The following is a 16383-nucleotide window of genomic DNA, read 5'->3' as shown; positions in this document are numbered from 1 at the left end:
GGCGCCCGCTAATAAGGAGTGAATCATGGCAGATCCGGAACGCGCCAGAAAGATGGCGGACCGCATTAAGGTCATCATCGCCAAGCGGCTGGAACGTGGCCTGCGCGATCCGAGGCTCGGGTTCGTGACTATCACCGACGTGAAAGTCACCGGGGATCTCCAACACGCCTCGGTGTTCTACACCGTGTACGGTTCGATCGAGGAGCGCACCGACAGCGCAGCCGCCCTGAAGGCCGCAACCGGCCTCATGCGCAGCGAAGTCGGCAAGAACATCACCGCCAGGCTCACGCCGTCTATCGAATTCATCGCTGATGGCATTCCCGAGAACGCGGCTTTGATCGACGACCTGTTGCGCGAAGCGCATGACCGCGATACCGCGACCGAAGACGGCAAGGGCACGGCTACGTACGCCGGCGAAGCCGATCCGTACAAGAAGCCGCGCGAATACGACCTCGAAGAAGACGACGACGAGCCTGGCGCCGAGAGCGCCGCGAAGCACTAGCGCCCTTCACGCCACCTCACCACTTCACTCCGGACGGGGCCCGGGCCCCGTCCCCGGGCCCAGGTTATAAACTGGGCCCGCGTTCCGGGCCCGGGCCCCGTCCGACTGAGGCGCCGCTGCACACTGCGGCCGGCTAGCGGATGCCGGGGGACCGCTCGTAGCGGGTGAAACGGTAGGGGAGCGCCGTACTGGAGCTGAGCCATCCGTTCGCGGGATCTGTCTTGACCAGGCTCCAGGCGGCGTCGAGGCTAGGCGCGAGAGTGTCACCGGCGATCGAGGCGTCGATCTCAGTCACCTCGAGGGTGTCGGCCTGGGGCAGGGCCAGCCGAAAGATTTCGGCGCCACCGATCACCCAGACCGGCCCCTCGGTGTGGGCGAGGGCGTCGTCAAAACTGTGCGCAATGGATGCTCCCGCCGCGTCCCAGCCCCGCTGCCGGGTGATCACGACGTTCTGCCGGCCCGGCAGGGGACGAAAACGCTCCGGGAGCGAATCCCAGGTGCGTCGTCCCATAATGACGGCGCCTCCCCGGGTTACGGTACGAAAATGGGCGAGGTCTTCGGGAAGGTGCCAGGGCAGAGCTCCGTCAGCCCCGATGACGCCACCCACCGTCTGCGCCCAGATCAGGCCCAGTTTCATACCGCGACCGCGCCCTTGATAGCGGGATGATGCTGGTAATTCTCGAGGACGAGGTCGTCGAACTCGTAGTCGAACAAGCTGGCGCGACCCGGCTTGATGCGCAGCCGGGGGGAGGGAAACGGCGTGCGGGAAAGCTGTTCGTTGACCTGGTCGACGTGATTGTCGTAGATGTGGCAGTCCCCACCGGTCCAGACGAACTCGCCGAGCTCGAGGCCGGCCTGTTCGGCAACGAGTTGGGTGAGCAGGGCGTAGCTGGCGATATTGAACGGTACCCCGAGAAAAAGATCGGCGCTGCGCTGGTACAGCTGGCAGGAAAGCTTGCCGTCGGCGACGTAGAACTGGAACAGGGCGTGGCAGGGAGCGAGCGCCATTTTCGAAAGGTCGGCTACATTCCAACTCGAGACGATCATGCGCCGCGAGTCCGGATCGGTGCGCAGGGTATTGAGCACGTCGCTGATCTGGTCGATGGTCGCTCCGTCGGGGGCGGGCCAAGATCGCCACTGCACCCCGTAGACCGGGCCGAGTTCGCCGTTTTCGTCGGCCCATTCGTTCCAGATGCGCACGCCCTTTTCCTGCAGCCAGGTGACGTTGGAGTCGCCGCGCAGAAACCAGAGAAGTTCGTAGGCAATCGACGCGAAATGCACTCGTTTGGTGGTCACGAGCGGAAAACCGTCGGCCAGATCGAAGCGCAGCTGGCGGCCGAACACGCTGCGGGTTCCGGTTCCGGTGCGGTCGGCCTTTCGAGCGCCATTCTGGAGGGTATCGCGAAGAAGCGCTGAATACTGGGCATCGGCAGCAAAAGAAGTGGGTACGGTCACCGCTCAATCGTACGCGGCGAAGCCGGGATGACTAGTCCGGCAGGGTGTAGCCATCGCGCACCGGTATAGCCAGACCGTCGGCCACGAGACTGGCCAGCGCGCGTTGCAGCTGGGCCGGATCCGGCCACAGTGTGTTGATCTCGGCATCCGTCACCGACCGGTGAGTGGAGCGCAGCTCGGCCATGATCAGGCCGCGCACCTGCCGGTCGCTGCCAGCGAACTTCTTCTGCACCGTTTTGCGGGCACCGGTGTACTCCGGGTAGTCGGCGGCTCGCCAGGCACATGCATTCCGAATTGGACATACGTCGCAGTGGGGGCTGCGGCTGGTGCAGACCACCGCGCCGAGTTCCATGATTGCGGCGTTGAACAGCGCCGCTTCCTGCACGCTCTGCGGCAGTAACAGGCTCATCGCATCAAGGTCGCGGCCACGATTGGGCGGCGAAGGCTCGCCCGCTCCGGCGATTGCACGGGCGATCACCCGTCGTGTGTTCGTGTCGACCACCGGATGCCGATGGCCATATGCAAACGCGGCCACCGCGCGCGCGGTGTAATCTCCGATGCCGGTCAGGGCCAGCAGTTTGTCAATGTCGGAGGGCACAATACCCCCGTGCAGTTCGGTGATCTGCACCGCTGCGGCATGCAACCAGAGCGCGCGCCTCGGGTAGCCGAGGCTGGACCAGGCGCGCACCGCCTCGCTCGGCGGCACCGCGGCCAGTGCAGCCGGCGTGGGCCAGCGCGCCAGCCACTCCTCGAGCCGCGGAATGACTCGGTTCACCGGAGTCTGCTGCAACATGAACTCACTCACCAGAATGCCCCAGGCCCCGAAGCCGTCGCGCCGCCATGGCAAGTCGCGGGCGTTCGCGACGAACCACGCATTGAGCGCGGTGCTGACGCCGTCTGTGGCGGGAATCAAAGGTGTGACGTTCATCCGTTCTAACCTAGGCTCGATTCATGAAGCTGGTTTCCACACCGCGCACAGAATTTCTGCGCACCCTCGCCGCCGAGATCCTGCACAACTACGGCCGCGGCCGCACCATCATTGCCATCGACGGACCGGATGCCGGTGGTCGCACCGCCTTCGGCGATGACCTGGCCGCGGTGTTCCGGGAAGATGAACTGCACGTATTCCGGGCCAGCCTGCGCTACTTCCAGCATTCCCGTGCCGAACAGCAGCGATTAGCGCCCGATACACCGGACCATCGCTACCGAGTCGGCTACGACTACTCAGCGCTTCGCCGAGTACTCGTCGAGCCCTTTCGCATGGGTGGCAGCACCGGCTTCGTCACCGAAGAGTTCGACCCCGATCGGGACACCTGGATTCAACCGACCTGGCAGACCGCTCCCGCCGACGCCATCCTGATCATCGACGGTGACTACATCAACCGGCCCGAACTACACGGACTCTGGCTGTACAGCGTGCTGCTGGAAGGCGCAGCGGTAAACGCTTCTGACCTGCAGTACCACGCCGAAGTGCATCCGCGGGACGTCGTGTCGGCTGTGGTCGACACGACCGACCCGGAGGCTCCGCGGCGCGTGCTGACGGATCGGTGCTGACCGGTTGCGGCTGAGCGCTTACCAGTGCCGGGACCGAACCTCGGCCGGGGTCAAAAACCGACCGCTGCGCTCGACCTCGTGCACGAGTTTGGTCAGCAGCGCGTTCACCGGCGCGGCCACGCCCGCTTCGGTTGCGGCCTGCACCACCGCTCCGTTCAGAAAATCGATCTCGGTGCGTCGGCCGCGCGCGAGGCTCTGCAGGGTCGAACCCTGGTTTGCCACCTTGCCCATACGTGCGCGCATCGACAGTGGCAACACTTGGCCGGCCCAAAGCGGCGCAACCGCAAAGGCACGCAGCCGCCGGTGCGACAGCCCCTGCAGCGTGTGAAACCGAACCCCGCTGGCGAGGCCTACCCGCACGGTTTCGCGCATGCTCCGGGTCATCAACCGGCGAAGGTCCGCCTGCCCGATCACCTCCTGCACGCTGAGCCCGGTGATGGCAGGCAGGGCGTTGAGCATATTAACGACGAGCTTGGTCCACTGGGCGCCGACGAAGTTATCGAGGGCGAGGGTGGGTACAGCGGCGTCAAGAACCGCCTGCCAGCGCCGGGTCGCCGCATCGACCGGGCCGTCGCCTCGTCCGAGATAGCTCGGCGCCGCCGTCGTCACCCGAACCCGGCCCGGCCCTTCATAGTGGGCAGCAATGATCGTGATCAGTCCGAAACATTCTGACCGCGGCAGCAGCCTTTCGGCGGTGCTGACCCCGTCCAGTCCGTTCTGTACGACGAGCACCGGGGTTCCGTCCAGCGCTGCGGCATTCTCGGCAATCGCCGCCGCAGCATCCTGCGCCTTGGTGCAGATCAGCGCCAGGTCACACGGTTCGACCAAGCGCTCAACGGCCAGCGGTCGGGCGAACCGATCACCGTAGCCGCCCGTCACATGGATGCCGTCGGCCAGCACCGCTGGCAGCGAGGCCCCGCGCATGGTCACCACCAGATCGTGCCCCTGCTCAGCAAGCAGACAGGCGAATGTGCTGCCCAGGGCACCAGCACCGATCACCGCGATTCTCACGGCTCACATACTACGGGCCGGGGCTGGCAGGTGATTCGCACCATGCCCCCAGTCCGACGCTGATAACCTCCACTAGTGACCAGCGGCCTTTTACTCATTGACAAGGCGCAGGGCTGGACCAGCCATGACGCTGTCGCCAGGACCCGGCGTCTCGCCGGCACACGCAAGGTCGGCCACGCCGGCACTCTCGACCCCATGGCCACCGGGCTGCTGGTACTCGGCGTCGACAGTTCGACCCGGCTGCTCACCTATGTCGTCGGCCTCGACAAGGAATACCTCGCGACCATCCGCCTCGGCCAGTCCACCACAACGGATGATGCAGAGGGCGACGAACTTTCCCGCGCGACCGACGAGCAGGTCGCCGCTATCAGTGCGGCGGCCGTCGCGGCCGGAATCGCGGACCTCACCGGTGAGATCAGCCAGCAGCCGAGCGCGGTCAGCGCCATCAAGGTCGACGGCAAACGCGCCTATGCCCGAGTGCGCGCGGGCGAAGACGTGCAATTACCGTCTCGGCCGGTGACCGTGAGCGAGTTCGAACTGCGTTCCAGCACGCACGGAGATGGTTTTCTCGACCTCGAGGTTCGCGTCGTGTGCGCCTCTGGCACCTACATTCGCGCCCTGGCACGTGACCTGGGCACCGCGCTCGGCGTCGGCGGACACCTCACCGCGCTCCGCCGCACCCGCATCGGCCCGTTCCGAATCGAAAACGCCGCCACCCTCGAGCGGATCGATGTCGTCGCGCAGCTCATTTCGCCAGCGGATGCCGCCACCCGTCTGCTCCCACGCCTCGACCTGTCGACAGAAGAGGCCATCGACCTCGGCCACGGCAAGCGCATCACCATCGAGAGAGACCCCACCCGCACCGGACCGGTCGCCGCGATCGCTCCCGACGGCCGACTGGTCGGACTGATCGAATACCGTGGTGACCAGGCCAAGGTGCTGCTGAACTTCGCGCCGGATAAACCCGGCACATCAGACGCCAGCGAATCGACACCGACCCCATGATCGAATGGTTCACGTGGCTGCAACTGGCCATCGCCGTGCCCGGCGGACTGCTCTGCGTCGTCCTCGGCCTCGCCGGGCGCAAACCCACCGACCTCACCATGGGCGCGACCGCACTCGTCGAGTTGTTGTTGATCGTGCAGCTCGCGGCCGCAATCGCGGCGCCGCTGGCCGGCAACGATGCCACCGGCAACCTGCTCGAGTTCTACACCTACCTGGTCAGCGCCATGCTACTGCCGGTCGTGGCCGGATTCTGGGCGTTGGTGGAACGTAGCCGCTGGAGCACGGTCATTCTCGGGGTGACATGTCTGTCGGTCGCCGTCATGGTCTACCGCATGAACCAGATCTGGAACGTGCAGGGCAGCTGACGCGGTTTCAGGTTCGCTGCGGATGCTGCAATAATTGTCGAACCAGATGAATGCCGAGCAATGACACTATCCGACACCGAAGAGCCCTCCCCCTCCCACCGGGTGAGCGGCATTGGGCGACTCCTCATTGCTGTCTACGGGGTGTTGGCCCTCGCCGCCACGGGGCGTTCATTCGTGCAGATAGCCTCCGAGTTTGAAGACGCCCCGCTCGCATACTCGCTGTCGGCCCTCGCCGCTGTCGTCTACGTCGCCGCAACGGTTGCACTGATCAAGCGCAGCCGCCGCTGGTATCGCATCGCCTGGATCACCATCAGCTTCGAACTGCTCGGCGTGCTCGTCGTCGGAACGTTGAGCCTGGTCGACCCCGCGCTGTTCCAACATAAAACAGTGTGGTCGGTCTTCGGTCAGGGCTACGGTTTTGTTCCCCTCGTGCTGCCACTTCTGGGCATGTGGTGGCTCAGACGCCACCCGGTGTCGGTGGCCGCCGACCCGGCAGTCACCGAGAGTCGCGCATGAAAACCCTGTACGGTATCGATTCGGTACCGAACGACTGGCCCGCCTCGGCCGTCAGTATCGGAAAGTTCGACGGCGTGCACGCCGGGCACCGGGCCGTGATCGCTGAGCTCAAGGCTATCGCCGACCGGGAACAACTCGCGACTGTCGTGGTCACCTTTGACCGGCATCCGCTCGCCCTGCTCTCTCCAGCCACCTGCCCGAGCGCGCTGGTCAGCGCCCAGCAGAAACTCGACTTGATCGCCGAGACCGGGGTCGATGCGACGTTGCTGCTCGAGTTCAACCATGCTCTCTCCCGCCTTCCCCCGCGTGAATTCATCGAACGCATTCTGGTCACCGCGCTGCACGCCCGGGTTGTGCTGGTCGGTCGTGACTTTCGCTTCGGTACGGGCGGTGCTGGCGATATCGCCATGCTCCGTGACCTCGGCACCGAGTTCGGCTACGAGGTGGCTCTGATCGACGATGTGAAGCCCGACGGGCAACGCCGAGTGTCATCGACCTGGATCCGCGAGCTGCTCGGCAGCGGCGCGGTGACCGAAGCCGGCCGGTTGCTCGGCCACCTGCCATCCGTGCGCGGAGTCGTCGTGCACGGTGCCGCGCGCGGCCGCGAGCTGGGCTTTCCCACCGCCAACCTGTCGGCCGACTCCGACGGCCTGATCCCTGCCGATGGCGTCTATGCCGGGTGGCTGACGGATGCCGGATCGCGCTACCCGGCAGCAATTTCGGTCGGCAATAATCCCACCTTCGACGGAGTGGCCCAGAAGCAGGTCGAAGCGTACGTGCTGGACGAGGTCGATCTAGACCTCTATGACCACGTCGTGGAGGTATCGTTCGTGGAGCGGATTCGCGGCATGGTCGCGTACTCGGGCATCGATCCGCTGATCGCGCAGATCCGCGATGACGTTGTGCGGGTTCGGGTAATTCTGGGCCGCGAAAGCCTGAGTTAATCGCCACCGCAGGCGGCACCGGTTTCGGGGGTCAACCCATCGAGGCCGGTTTGCCCGGGTACGCTGGGCAGACCAATATTTTCCTGGGGGTTCCATGCGGCAACAAGCACGAGCGATAGAAACGCGGGCGGCGATAATTCGTGGCGCCGCGGAAGCCTTCGAGCAGCGCGGGTACGGGAGCACGTCGCTCGCGCAGGTGAGTGCTGCCGCGGGCGTGACCAAGGGAGCACTGTACTTTCACTTCGATTCCAAGGAAGCCCTTGCGGTCGCCATAATCACGGCTCAGCACGAGAAATCGGTCGATGCCGGTCGTCAGCTGCTCGAGAACAACACGCCCGGCCTGCGTGCGCTCGTTTCCATGTCCTACGAGCTGGCTCGCCAACTGCGCGATGACCAGGTCGTCAGCGCCGGTGTGCGCCTGACCATCGAGGCCGTGAACTTCTCGACTCCGGTGTCCGCGCCCTACCGGGACTGGATGGTCGCCTGCGAGGAATTTTTGCGTCGGGGGATCGCCGACGGAGATGTAGCGTCAACGATCGATGTACCGGCCGCGGCACGGTTTTGCACCGCCGGTTTCACGGGGGTGCAGGTTGTCTCGGACGTGCTGACCCGGCGTGGGGACATCGACCAGCGACTAACCGAGATGTGGGCGTTGATATTGCCCGGACTCGTTGCCCCCGGGCGCTGGGACGACCTGAAGAATCTGGCTGCCGACGTGCAGCGGCAGCGCGCCGCGGATCGGCCGTAGACTAACCAAGTGAAAACCGCCGTGTCCCGCCGACTGTGGCCCGGACGCAGCCTCGCTCTCCTGGGCATCATCCTGGTCGCGGCAAACCTGCGCACCGCCGTCGCCGCCCTCTCGCCGATCGTGGCCGAAATCAACGTCGACATTCCCCTCGGCGCGGTGTCGCTCGGGGTGCTCGGCATGCTCCCGCCGGTGTGCTTCGCCCTGTTCGGCATCTTCACCCCCATGATCACCCGCCGCCACGGCCTCGAAATACCACTCGTACTCGCCCTCGTGGCGATTCTGCTCGGTCATGTCACCCGCGGCCTGTCCGGCTCGATCACCATGCTCATCATCGGCAGCGTCATCGCTTTCGCCGGGCTCGGCATCGGAAACGTGCTGCTGCCCCCGCTGGTCAAGAAGTACTTTCCCGACCGGGTTGGGCTCATGACGAGCCTCTATGTCACCGTGGTATCACTGAGCACCCTGGTACCGCCACTGATTGCAGTCCCGGTAGCGGATACCGCCGGCTGGCGCATCTCGCTCGGCATGTGGATGCTCCTCGCCCTGCTCGCCCTGGTGCCCTGGATCACCATGCTGGTGCGGCACCGTGCACGAACGCCGGACGCGATCATCGAGGAGGCCGACGCCACCATTCTCGGGCGCCTCTGGAAGTCGTCGATTGCCTGGGCCCTCGCGGGCGTGTTCGCGGTCTCGTCGCTCAATGCCTACGCCATGTTCGCCTGGCTGCCGCAGCTACTCGTCGACACCGCCGGCGTGAGTCCCGCCCAGGCCGGAACTCTTCTGGCGCTCTATGCCAGCATGGGCATTCCGTGCGCACTGATCATTCCGGTCCTCACCGCCCGCATGACCAACGTCGGGCCGCTCGTCTACGTCGGTGTGTTCGCGTTCGTCGCCGGTGACCTCGGGCTCTTATTCGCACCGGAAACCCTGACCTGGCTCTGGGTCAGTCTCGCCGGGCTCGGACCATTATTCTTTCCCCTCGCACTCGTCCTGATCAACCTGCGCACCCGCACTCACGCCGGCGCAGTGGCCCTCAGCAGCTTCGTGCAGAGCATCGGCTACACCCTGGGAGCGCTCGGGCCGCTGGTCTTCGGTCTGCTGCATGAACTCAGCGGCGGGTGGACCTGGCCGCTCATCTTCTTGTTGACGGCCGCGCTGGCCATCGTCATCGCTGGCGCGGTGATCGGGCGTCCGCACATGCTGGAGGACGACTTGACGCTCACTCGCTGATTGCCATCACGGCACGAGATGGGCACGGTGGATGAGCGCCGCGGCGCCGATCAGCGGGCCATCGCCGGACAGCGCCGACGGTACCACTCGCACGCGGGTCGCGTAGGCGAACTGCACCCGCCGCGCGATCGTTTCCCGTGCGAAATCGAGCAGGTCGGGAGTGACGTTGGCGAAGCCGCCACCGATAGTGACCACGTCGAGATCGAGCAGCGTCGCTGCGGACGCAATGGCATGACCGAGTGCCCGGCCGCTGCGCGTTACGGCGGCGATCGCAATCGGATCGGCGGTCGAGTAGGCCGCCGCGAGATCTTCTCCCGACTCGCCGTTGAATCCCTGCGTCCGTGCCCAGGCGACGGTCTTCGGCCCCGAGGCGATCGCCTCGATGCAGCCGATTCCACCGCAGGCGCAGGGATCGTCAAAACCGCCGACTTCGATGTGGCCGATGTGGCCGGCATTCCCGGTTGGTCCAGACACGGTGACGCCACCGAGAATCAGGCCGCCACCGATGCCGGTCGAAACGATCATGCCCATCAGGTTGTCGACGCCCTTTCCCGCTCCCACCCAGTGTTCGGCAAGTGTGATGCAGAGCCCGTCCATGCGCAGGCGCACCGGCAGATCGGGAACGAGGGCGGCGACTTGATCTTTCAGGGGATACTCGCGCCAGACCGGCAGGTTCAACGGTGACACCGCCCCCTGCTGCAGGTGAATCGGCCCGGCACAGCCCATGCCAACTCCAACCAGGGCCGCACCGGTGGGCAGGCTCAATCGGGTCTGAGTTACTGCATTCGTGACAGCGACGGCGAGTTGTTCGCTCGAAGCGCTCGACCCGGTCGCTGCGCGGTGCCGGCTGGATGTGAGCACCCGGCCGTGGTCGTCAACGAGGGCGGATTCAACCTTGGTACCCCCGACATCGACGGCGAGAACAAACTGGGGCGCTGCACTGGTGCTCATGCGTTGATCGTACTGGTCGCGATCCCGGCCCGGTATTTGCTCATATGAGCAACAATTCCCACGACCGTTGATTCACGCGTTGGGTCGACGTAGGCTGGAGTCAAACGATTGGACCGCGACACCGACATGAGCGATACCGACGAACTCCTCTCCATTCGTGCCGCCGAGCTTTACTACGAAGAGAACCAGACCCAGGACGAGATCGGTGTGATTTTGCGCCTGACCCGCTGGAAGGTCGGCCGGTTGCTGGCAAGCGCGAAGGCAAACGGGTTCATCCGCATCGAGATCGTGCACCCGCGCGCCCGCCGCCTGCCGATCGAGCGGCGCCTCCGCGAATCGACCGGCCTCACCGATGCGATCGTCGTTTCCTCCGCGGGTGTGTCGAGCGAAGCCGAACTGCAGTCGCGTACCGCGCAGGCCGCCGCAGACTTTCTCACGAGCCTGCGCCCGATCCCGCGCACTCTCGGTATCAGCTGGGGTCGCACCCTGCACGATGTGTCCCTGCACCTGAAGCAGGGCTGGGCGCCAGGCGTGAACGTGGTTCAGATCAACGGTGGCGTCAGCCTGCACCAACGCACCGGCACCGCGGCATCCACTGCCGTGACCATCGCTCACAAGGCCGACGGCTCGGCCACCCTGCTGCCGAGCCCCGCCGTCTTCGAACGTCTTGAAACCAAGCAGGCGATGGAAGCCGACCGCGCCGTCGCCGGGGTACTCGCCCTGGCCCGCAACGCGCAGGCCTATCTCTTCAGCGCCGGCCAAGCAGATGCGAATTCCGCTCTCGTCGACAGCGGTTTCCTGACCGTGGAACAGATCGATGACCTCGTCTCGCGCGGTGCCGTCGGCGACGTCGTCGGCCGCTATATCGATGCGAACGGCCGCATCGTGGACCCTGAACTCAATGAACGAACGGTCGGTATTCAAATCGATCAGTTGCGCCGTGCCCCGCTCACCATCGCGGTCATCTCCGGAAACGATAAGCATGCCATTGCCCGCGCCGTCGTGCGCAACGGGTTGTGTACCGTGCTGGTCACCGACGAAGACACCGCGAACGCTCTGCTCCAGGAAAAGGACACCCTTTGACCAACAGCCCTCTGGCTACCTATCAGCCTGACCAGCGTGCCCTCGCGTTGATCGGCGGGGAGGCCACCGACGCCAACCTGCGCCGGTACCTGCACGGTATCCCGGGAATCGACGCCGTCGGCCTCGAAGCCCGCGCCGCCGACCTCGGCACCCGTTCAATCAAGACCAGTTCCAAACGCTGGGCGATCGATACCATCATCGGCCTGATCGACCTCACCACCCTCGAGGGCGCCGACACCCCCGGCAAGGTGCGCTCGCTCGTGGCCAAGGCCCTCGTGCCCGACCCGGGCGACCCGGGCACACCCCGTGTCGCAGCGGTCTGCGTCTACGGTGACATGGTCGGTTCAGCCGTCACGGCGCTTGGCTCAGCCCATGCGGCCGGAGGAACCGACGGTGTCAACGTCGCCGCCGTCGCCACCGCGTTTCCGAGCGGCCGCGCATCCCTCGCGATCAAGCTCACCGATGTGCGCGACGCGGTCGCGGCCGGCGCTGACGAGATCGACATGGTCATTGACCGCGGAGCGTTTCTGGCCGGCCGGTTCGGTCAGGTCTACGACGAGATCGTTGCCGTGAAAGAGGCCTGCCGCCGCGCCGACGGGTCGGTGGCTCACCTCAAGGTGATTCTCGAAACCGGCGAACTGAACACCTACGACAACGTGCGTCGAGCCTCCTGGCTGGCTATTCTGGCCGGCGGAGACTTCATCAAGACTTCCACCGGCAAGGTCGCCCCAGCCGCGACTCTGCCCGTGACGTTGTCGATGCTCGAGGTCGTGCGGGACTGGCACCGCCTTACCGGTGTGCGTATCGGCGTGAAGCCGGCCGGCGGTATTCGCACCTCCAAAGACGCCATCAAATACCTCGTGACGGTCGCCGAGACGGTGGGGGAGGAGTGGCTCAGTCCGCGCCTGTTCCGGTTCGGCGCCTCCAGCCTGCTGAACGACGTGCTGCTGCAGCGCCAGAAGATGACGACCGGGCACTACTCCGGCCCCGACTACGTGACGATTGATTAGGGAACGACCATGAAATTTCTCGACTACGCCCCCGCCCCCGAATCGACGGCACTGCTGGGCCTCAAAAGCGACTACGGCCTGTTCATCAACGGCGCGTTCACCGCCGGTCGCGGAACCCCGTTTCACACAATCAACCCGGCCACCGAACAGCAGATCGCGATGATCGCCACCGCCAACGAAACGGATGTCGACGATGCCGTTTCGGCCGCCCGCCACGCCTACGACGGCGTCTGGTCCCGCCTCTCCGGCAGCGACCGGGGTAAGTACCTGTTTCGCATCGCTCGACTCGTGCAGGAACGCGCCCGCGAACTGGCCGTCGCGGAAACACTCGACAACGGCAAGCCGATCAAGGAAACCCGCGACGTCGACATTCCCCTCGTCGCCGCCTGGTTCTTCTACTACGCCGGCTGGGCAGACAAGCTCGACCACGCCGGAGTGGGACCCAACCCGGCGTCTCTCGGTGTCGCCGCTCAGGTCATCCCGTGGAATTTCCCGCTCATGATGCTGGCCTGGAAGATCGCCCCGGCGCTTGCCGCTGGCAACACCGTCGTGCTCAAGCCCGCCGAAACGACCTCCCTCACCGCGCTGCTGTTCGCCGAGATCCTGCAGCAGGCCGACCTGCCGGCCGGTGTCGTGAACATCATCACCGGCGACGGAAGCACGGGAGCGACTCTCGTCAACCACCCAGGCGTCAACAAGGTCGCGTTCACCGGTTCGACCTCGGTCGGTCGGGCGATTGCCCGTTCGATCGCTGGAACCGACAAAAAGCTCAGTCTCGAACTCGGCGGCAAAGGCGCCAACATTGTTTTCGATGACGCCCCGATCGATCAGGCCGTTGAGGGAATCGTGCGCGGCATCTTCTTCAACCAGGGTCACGTCTGCTGCGCCGGCAGTCGCCTGCTCGTGCAGGAAAGCATCCACGACGACGTCATCGACCGGCTCAAGCGCCGCATGCAGACGCTGCGGTTGGGTGACCCGCTCGATAAGAACACCGACATCGGCGCCATCAACAGCGCCGAACAGCTCGCGCGCATTCGGGAACTGTCCGATCTGGGCGAGCAGGAGGGCGCCGAACGTTGGAGCGCCGACTGCGAAATTCCGACGAACGGTTTCTGGTTTTCGCCAACCATCTTCACCAACGTGTCTACCAGCCACCGCATCGCCCGCGACGAGATCTTCGGACCGGTGCTCTCCGTGCTCACCTTCCGTACCCCGGCCGAGGCCGTCGCAAAGGCCAATAACACCCCCTACGGTCTTTCCGCCGGAATCTGGAGCGACAAGGGCAGCCGCATCCTCGCCGTCGCCGACAAGCTGCGTGCCGGCGTGGTTTGGGCGAACACCTTCAACCAGTTCGACCCGTCGAGCCCCTTCGGCGGCTACAAGGAAAGCGGCTATGGCCGCGAAGGCGGCCGCCACGGCCTCGCTGCTTATCTGAAACCCGCCGTGCGCAGCGGCTCGCGGTCGATCGCCGCCTCCAACCAGCAAACACCGTCCGTTTCCAAGAAGTCCGCATCCGCCGGCAAGAAGTCCGCATCCGCAGAGAAGGCCGCCAAGTGAACCGCCTCGCCATTCCTAAAACATACAAGCTCTACATCGGCGGCAAGTTTCCGCGCAGCGAATCCGGCCGCGTCTATGAGGTGCTCTCACACACAGGCGACTTTCTCGCCAATGCGGCCAAGGGCAGCCGCAAGGATGCCCGTGATGCGGTCGTCGCCGCCAGGAGCGCCCTCGGTGGGTGGGCCGGCGCCACGGCCTACAACCGCGGCCAGGTGCTGTATCGCATCGCCGAACTGCTCGAGGGCCGCCGGAACCAGTTCATCGACGAGATCGTGAACTGCGAGGGCGTCAACGCCGCCGTCGCCAGCGCTCAGGTCGACGAGGCTATCGATCGCTGGGTCTGGTACGCCGGCTGGGCCGACAAATACGTGCAGGTGGCCGGCAACGCCAACCCGGTATCCGGCCCGTTCTTCAACATTTCCGTACCAGAACCGACGGGTGTCGTCGCGATCATCGCGCCGCAGGGCACCGAATCGCTGCTCGGCCTGGTCAGCGCGATCGCGCCAGCCCTCGTCGCCGGCAACACCGTCGTCGTCGTCGCCAACGAGCACGCTCCGCTGTCGGCGATCAGCCTGGGCGAAGTGCTCGCCACGAGCGACGTGCCCGGCGGTGTCGTCAACATCGTGACCGGTTCGCCGGCCGAGATCGCGCCCTGGCTGGCCACCCACGCCGACGTCAACGCCCTCGACCTCGTCGGTGCTGGCAACCTGGACTGGGTGGAGCTGCAGATCAGCGCCGCCGACACGCTCAAGCGGGTGCTCCCGCCCGAGGCGGGAGCGGATGCCGCCACACCGGCGCTGAATCGCATCCTCGCCTTCACCGAACTGAAAACGGTCTGGCACACCAAGGCTATTCTCTGAATCGACAGCGTGGGAGGACACTCAGCCGAGGGCCAAGAGAACGGGATAAGCTCCGCCGCATGACTCTACGCAGAGCACTTGTCACCGGCGCCACGGGCTACATCGGCGGCCGTCTCGTACCAAAACTCCTGGAAGCCGGCTTCACGGTGCGCGTACTCGTACGCACCCCGTCCAAACTGCGGGATGTGCCCTGGGTCGACCAGGTGGAGGTCGTGCGGGGTGACCTGGGTGACCTGAACTCGGTGCAACGCGCCTGCGCCGACATCGACGTGCTCTACTACCTCGTGCACTCGATGGGCGCGGCCGGTGACTTTGAGAAAACCGAGCAACTGGCCGCCGAAAACGTTGCCCATGCTGCTGCCGAAGCCAACGTTCAGCGCATCGTCTACCTCGGCGGTCTGCACCCCGACACCGACACGCTCTCGGCCCACCTGCACTCCCGCAGGGAGGTTGGTCGCATCCTGCTCGATAGCGGGGTACCGACCATCGCGTTCCAGGCCGGCGTCGTCATCGGTTCCGGCTCGACCTCGTTCGAGATGATCCGCCACCTCACCGATGTGCTGCCGTACATGCCCGCGCCCAAGTGGGTACGCAACAAGATCCAGCCGATCGCCGTGCGCGACGTGCTCTACTACCTGCAGGCCGCGGCCGACCTGGCGCCCGACGTGAACCGCACCTTCGACATCGGCGGCCCCGACGTGCTGCGCTACGGCCAGATGATGAACGGCTACGCCCTCGAGGCTGGCCTCAAACAACGGGCGATCGCCGCGCTGCCCGTGCTGACCCCGTGGCTGGCCTCGCAGTGGGTGAACCTGGTCACGCCGATTCCGCGCAATCTCGCCATTCCCATTATCGCCTCGCTGCAATACGACTGCGTCGTGCACGAGAGCGACATCGACGAGTACATCCCCAAGCCGGACGTCGGGCTCACCGGCTATCGACGTGCGGTGCGCCTCGCGCTTGGCCGTATGCGTAACGGTGACGTCGAGACCAGCTGGCGTAACTCCTCGATCGAGGGCGCGTCGAGCAACCCGCTGCCAAGTGACCCGGACTGGTCCGGCCACGCTTTCTACACCGACCTGCGTGAGAAGTCCACACCCGCTGCTCCGGCCGCGCTCTGGCGGGTCATTGAGAGCATTGGCGGCGAAAACGGCTGGTACTCCTTTCCGCTCGCCTGGGCAGTGCGCGGCCTGATGGACAAGGCGGTGGGTGGTGTAGGACTGCGCCGAGGTCGCCGCAACCCCGACCACCTGCACACGGGTGAGGTACTCGATTTCTGGCGAGTCGAGCAGATCGACCACGGTAGCTTCCTGCGGTTGCGCGCCGAGATGCGGGTTCCCGGGCGGGCCTGGCTTGAAATGAGCGTCACCCCGACGGATGCCGGTGGCTCTGTCTACCGGCAGCGCGCGGTGTTCTTTCCCCGCGGCCTCGGCGGCCGGCTGTATTGGACGGCGATCCTGCCGTTCCACGGGATCATCTTCGAGGGAATGGCCACCCGCATCACGGCGACGGCTGCGGCGGAACGCCAAGTCGAGGGGGAACATTCGCTCGGGGCGGTGTCGCGCTCTGACAACTTCTGATTCGGGGGTAGA

The 16383-nt window shown here is 65.5% G+C and carries 18 protein-coding genes; 13 read left to right on the top strand and 5 right to left on the bottom strand.

Features of this window, described 5'->3' with window-relative positions; translation table 11 throughout:
- The first annotated feature begins 25 nt into the window (after positions 1-25).
- Positions 26-502 (top strand): 30S ribosome-binding factor RbfA, encoded by a 477-nt coding sequence (rbfA, locus tag CXY83_RS09180; RefSeq protein ID WP_104197059.1) that lies wholly within the window; start codon positions 26-28, stop codon positions 500-502.
- Positions 503-635: 133 nt separating this feature from the next.
- Here the strand turns inward: rbfA and CXY83_RS09175 are convergent, their stop codons facing one another.
- Genes CXY83_RS09175 through CXY83_RS09165 form a run of 3 tightly spaced genes read right to left on the bottom strand, consistent with a single transcriptional unit; the run spans position 636 to position 2885 of the window.
- A complete protein-coding gene (locus tag CXY83_RS09175) occupies positions 636-1139 on the bottom strand; it encodes a dihydrofolate reductase (RefSeq protein ID WP_104197058.1) in 504 nt (167 codons plus the stop codon).
- Positions 1136-1957: a thymidylate synthase gene (locus CXY83_RS09170; protein WP_104197057.1), complete on the bottom strand. Its 822-nt coding sequence runs from the start codon at positions 1955-1957 to the stop codon at positions 1136-1138. Before CXY83_RS09170 ends, CXY83_RS09175 begins: the two co-directional genes overlap by 4 nt.
- A gap of 31 nt (positions 1958-1988) precedes the next feature.
- Complete coding sequence (locus CXY83_RS09165) at positions 1989-2885, bottom strand: A/G-specific adenine glycosylase (RefSeq protein ID WP_104197056.1); 897 nt, start codon at positions 2883-2885, stop codon at positions 1989-1991.
- Positions 2886-2908: 23 nt separating this feature from the next.
- On the opposite strand from CXY83_RS09165, the gene CXY83_RS09160 reads away from it, so the two are divergent.
- Positions 2909-3511, top strand: coding sequence for a hypothetical protein (locus CXY83_RS09160; protein ID WP_104197055.1), 603 nt, complete (start codon positions 2909-2911; stop codon positions 3509-3511).
- A gap of 18 nt (positions 3512-3529) precedes the next feature.
- Here the strand turns inward: CXY83_RS09160 and CXY83_RS09155 are convergent, their stop codons facing one another.
- Positions 3530-4522 (bottom strand): ketopantoate reductase family protein, encoded by a 993-nt coding sequence (locus tag CXY83_RS09155; RefSeq protein WP_104197054.1) that lies wholly within the window; start codon positions 4520-4522, stop codon positions 3530-3532.
- A gap of 75 nt (positions 4523-4597) precedes the next feature.
- On the opposite strand from CXY83_RS09155, the gene truB reads away from it, so the two are divergent.
- The 6 genes from truB to CXY83_RS09125 all read left to right on the top strand — a co-directional run bounded on the left by truB (position 4598) and on the right by CXY83_RS09125 (position 9330).
- Positions 4598-5527 (top strand): tRNA pseudouridine(55) synthase TruB, encoded by a 930-nt coding sequence (gene truB, locus CXY83_RS09150; RefSeq protein WP_104197053.1) that lies wholly within the window; start codon positions 4598-4600, stop codon positions 5525-5527.
- Positions 5524-5892, top strand: coding sequence for a hypothetical protein (locus tag CXY83_RS09145; RefSeq protein WP_104197052.1), 369 nt, complete (start codon positions 5524-5526; stop codon positions 5890-5892). The genes truB and CXY83_RS09145 overlap by 4 nt, the downstream gene beginning before the upstream one ends.
- Positions 5893-5952: 60 nt before the next feature.
- The gene (locus CXY83_RS09140) at positions 5953-6408 is read left to right on the top strand and encodes a hypothetical protein (protein WP_104197051.1); all 456 of its coding nucleotides are present in this window, start codon (positions 5953-5955) and stop codon (positions 6406-6408) included.
- Positions 6405-7352 carry a bifunctional riboflavin kinase/FAD synthetase gene (locus CXY83_RS09135; protein WP_104197050.1) on the top strand — a complete coding sequence of 316 codons (948 nt, stop codon included), beginning with the start codon at positions 6405-6407 and terminating at the stop codon, positions 7350-7352. Before CXY83_RS09140 ends, CXY83_RS09135 begins: the two co-directional genes overlap by 4 nt.
- A 94-nt stretch (positions 7353-7446) precedes the next feature.
- Positions 7447-8100 (top strand): ScbR family autoregulator-binding transcription factor, encoded by a 654-nt coding sequence (locus CXY83_RS09130; RefSeq protein WP_104197049.1) that lies wholly within the window; start codon positions 7447-7449, stop codon positions 8098-8100.
- A 9-nt stretch (positions 8101-8109) separates the two neighbouring features.
- On the top strand, positions 8110-9330 hold the full coding sequence (locus CXY83_RS09125) for an MFS transporter (protein WP_104197048.1): 1221 nt from the start codon (positions 8110-8112) through the stop codon (positions 9328-9330).
- Between the two features lie 6 nt (positions 9331-9336).
- Here CXY83_RS09125 and CXY83_RS09120 read toward each other — a convergent pair whose 3' ends face one another.
- Complete coding sequence (locus CXY83_RS09120) at positions 9337-10281, bottom strand: ROK family protein (protein WP_104197047.1); 945 nt, start codon at positions 10279-10281, stop codon at positions 9337-9339.
- Positions 10282-10407: 126 nt separating this feature from the next.
- Here CXY83_RS09120 and CXY83_RS09115 point away from each other — a divergent pair, with 126 nt between their 5' ends.
- Genes CXY83_RS09115 through CXY83_RS09095 form a run of 5 tightly spaced genes read left to right on the top strand, consistent with a single transcriptional unit; the run spans position 10408 to position 16371 of the window.
- Positions 10408-11364 carry a sugar-binding transcriptional regulator gene (locus tag CXY83_RS09115; protein ID WP_104197157.1) on the top strand — a complete coding sequence of 319 codons (957 nt, stop codon included), beginning with the start codon at positions 10408-10410 and terminating at the stop codon, positions 11362-11364.
- Positions 11361-12374, top strand: coding sequence for a deoxyribose-phosphate aldolase (gene deoC / locus CXY83_RS09110; protein WP_104197046.1), 1014 nt, complete (start codon positions 11361-11363; stop codon positions 12372-12374). The genes CXY83_RS09115 and deoC overlap by 4 nt, the downstream gene beginning before the upstream one ends.
- A 9-nt stretch (positions 12375-12383) precedes the next feature.
- The gene (locus CXY83_RS09105) at positions 12384-13931 is read left to right on the top strand and encodes an aldehyde dehydrogenase family protein (protein ID WP_104197045.1); all 1548 of its coding nucleotides are present in this window, start codon (positions 12384-12386) and stop codon (positions 13929-13931) included.
- Entirely contained in the window at positions 13928-14791 is an 864-nt protein-coding gene (locus tag CXY83_RS09100; protein ID WP_104197044.1) for an aldehyde dehydrogenase, read from the top strand. The genes CXY83_RS09105 and CXY83_RS09100 overlap by 4 nt, the downstream gene beginning before the upstream one ends.
- A gap of 59 nt (positions 14792-14850) precedes the next feature.
- Positions 14851-16371, top strand: a complete 1521-nt coding sequence (locus tag CXY83_RS09095; RefSeq protein WP_104197043.1) for an SDR family oxidoreductase — start codon at positions 14851-14853, stop codon at positions 16369-16371.
- Positions 16372-16383: the final 12 nt, after the last annotated feature.

Origin of the sequence: Cryobacterium sp. M15 (assembly GCF_002929675.1) — a bacterium.
Classification (GTDB): Bacteria; Actinomycetota; Actinomycetes; order Actinomycetales; family Microbacteriaceae; genus Cryobacterium; species Cryobacterium lyxosi.
This window is presented reverse-complemented; position numbering and strand designations above follow the sequence as displayed.

Coding starts and splice junctions, on each gene's coding strand:
- CXY83_RS09135 (WP_104197050.1), top strand. CDS start 6,405: ATGAAAACCCTGTACGGTATCGATTCGGTACCGAACGACTGGCCCGCC.
- CXY83_RS09160 (WP_104197055.1), top strand. CDS start 2,909: ATGAAGCTGGTTTCCACACCGCGCACAGAATTTCTGCGCACCCTCGCC.
- CXY83_RS09145 (WP_104197052.1), top strand. CDS start 5,524: ATGATCGAATGGTTCACGTGGCTGCAACTGGCCATCGCCGTGCCCGGC.
- rbfA (WP_104197059.1), top strand. CDS start 26: ATGGCAGATCCGGAACGCGCCAGAAAGATGGCGGACCGCATTAAGGTC.
- CXY83_RS09165 (WP_104197056.1), bottom strand. CDS start 2,885: ATGAACGTCACACCTTTGATTCCCGCCACAGACGGCGTCAGCACCGCG.
- CXY83_RS09130 (WP_104197049.1), top strand. CDS start 7,447: ATGCGGCAACAAGCACGAGCGATAGAAACGCGGGCGGCGATAATTCGT.
- CXY83_RS09175 (WP_104197058.1), bottom strand. CDS start 1,139: ATGAAACTGGGCCTGATCTGGGCGCAGACGGTGGGTGGCGTCATCGGG.
- CXY83_RS09095 (WP_104197043.1), top strand. CDS start 14,851: ATGACTCTACGCAGAGCACTTGTCACCGGCGCCACGGGCTACATCGGC.
- CXY83_RS09105 (WP_104197045.1), top strand. CDS start 12,384: ATGAAATTTCTCGACTACGCCCCCGCCCCCGAATCGACGGCACTGCTG.
- CXY83_RS09120 (WP_104197047.1), bottom strand. CDS start 10,281: ATGAGCACCAGTGCAGCGCCCCAGTTTGTTCTCGCCGTCGATGTCGGG.
- CXY83_RS09140 (WP_104197051.1), top strand. CDS start 5,953: ATGACACTATCCGACACCGAAGAGCCCTCCCCCTCCCACCGGGTGAGC.
- CXY83_RS09115 (WP_104197157.1), top strand. CDS start 10,408: ATGAGCGATACCGACGAACTCCTCTCCATTCGTGCCGCCGAGCTTTAC.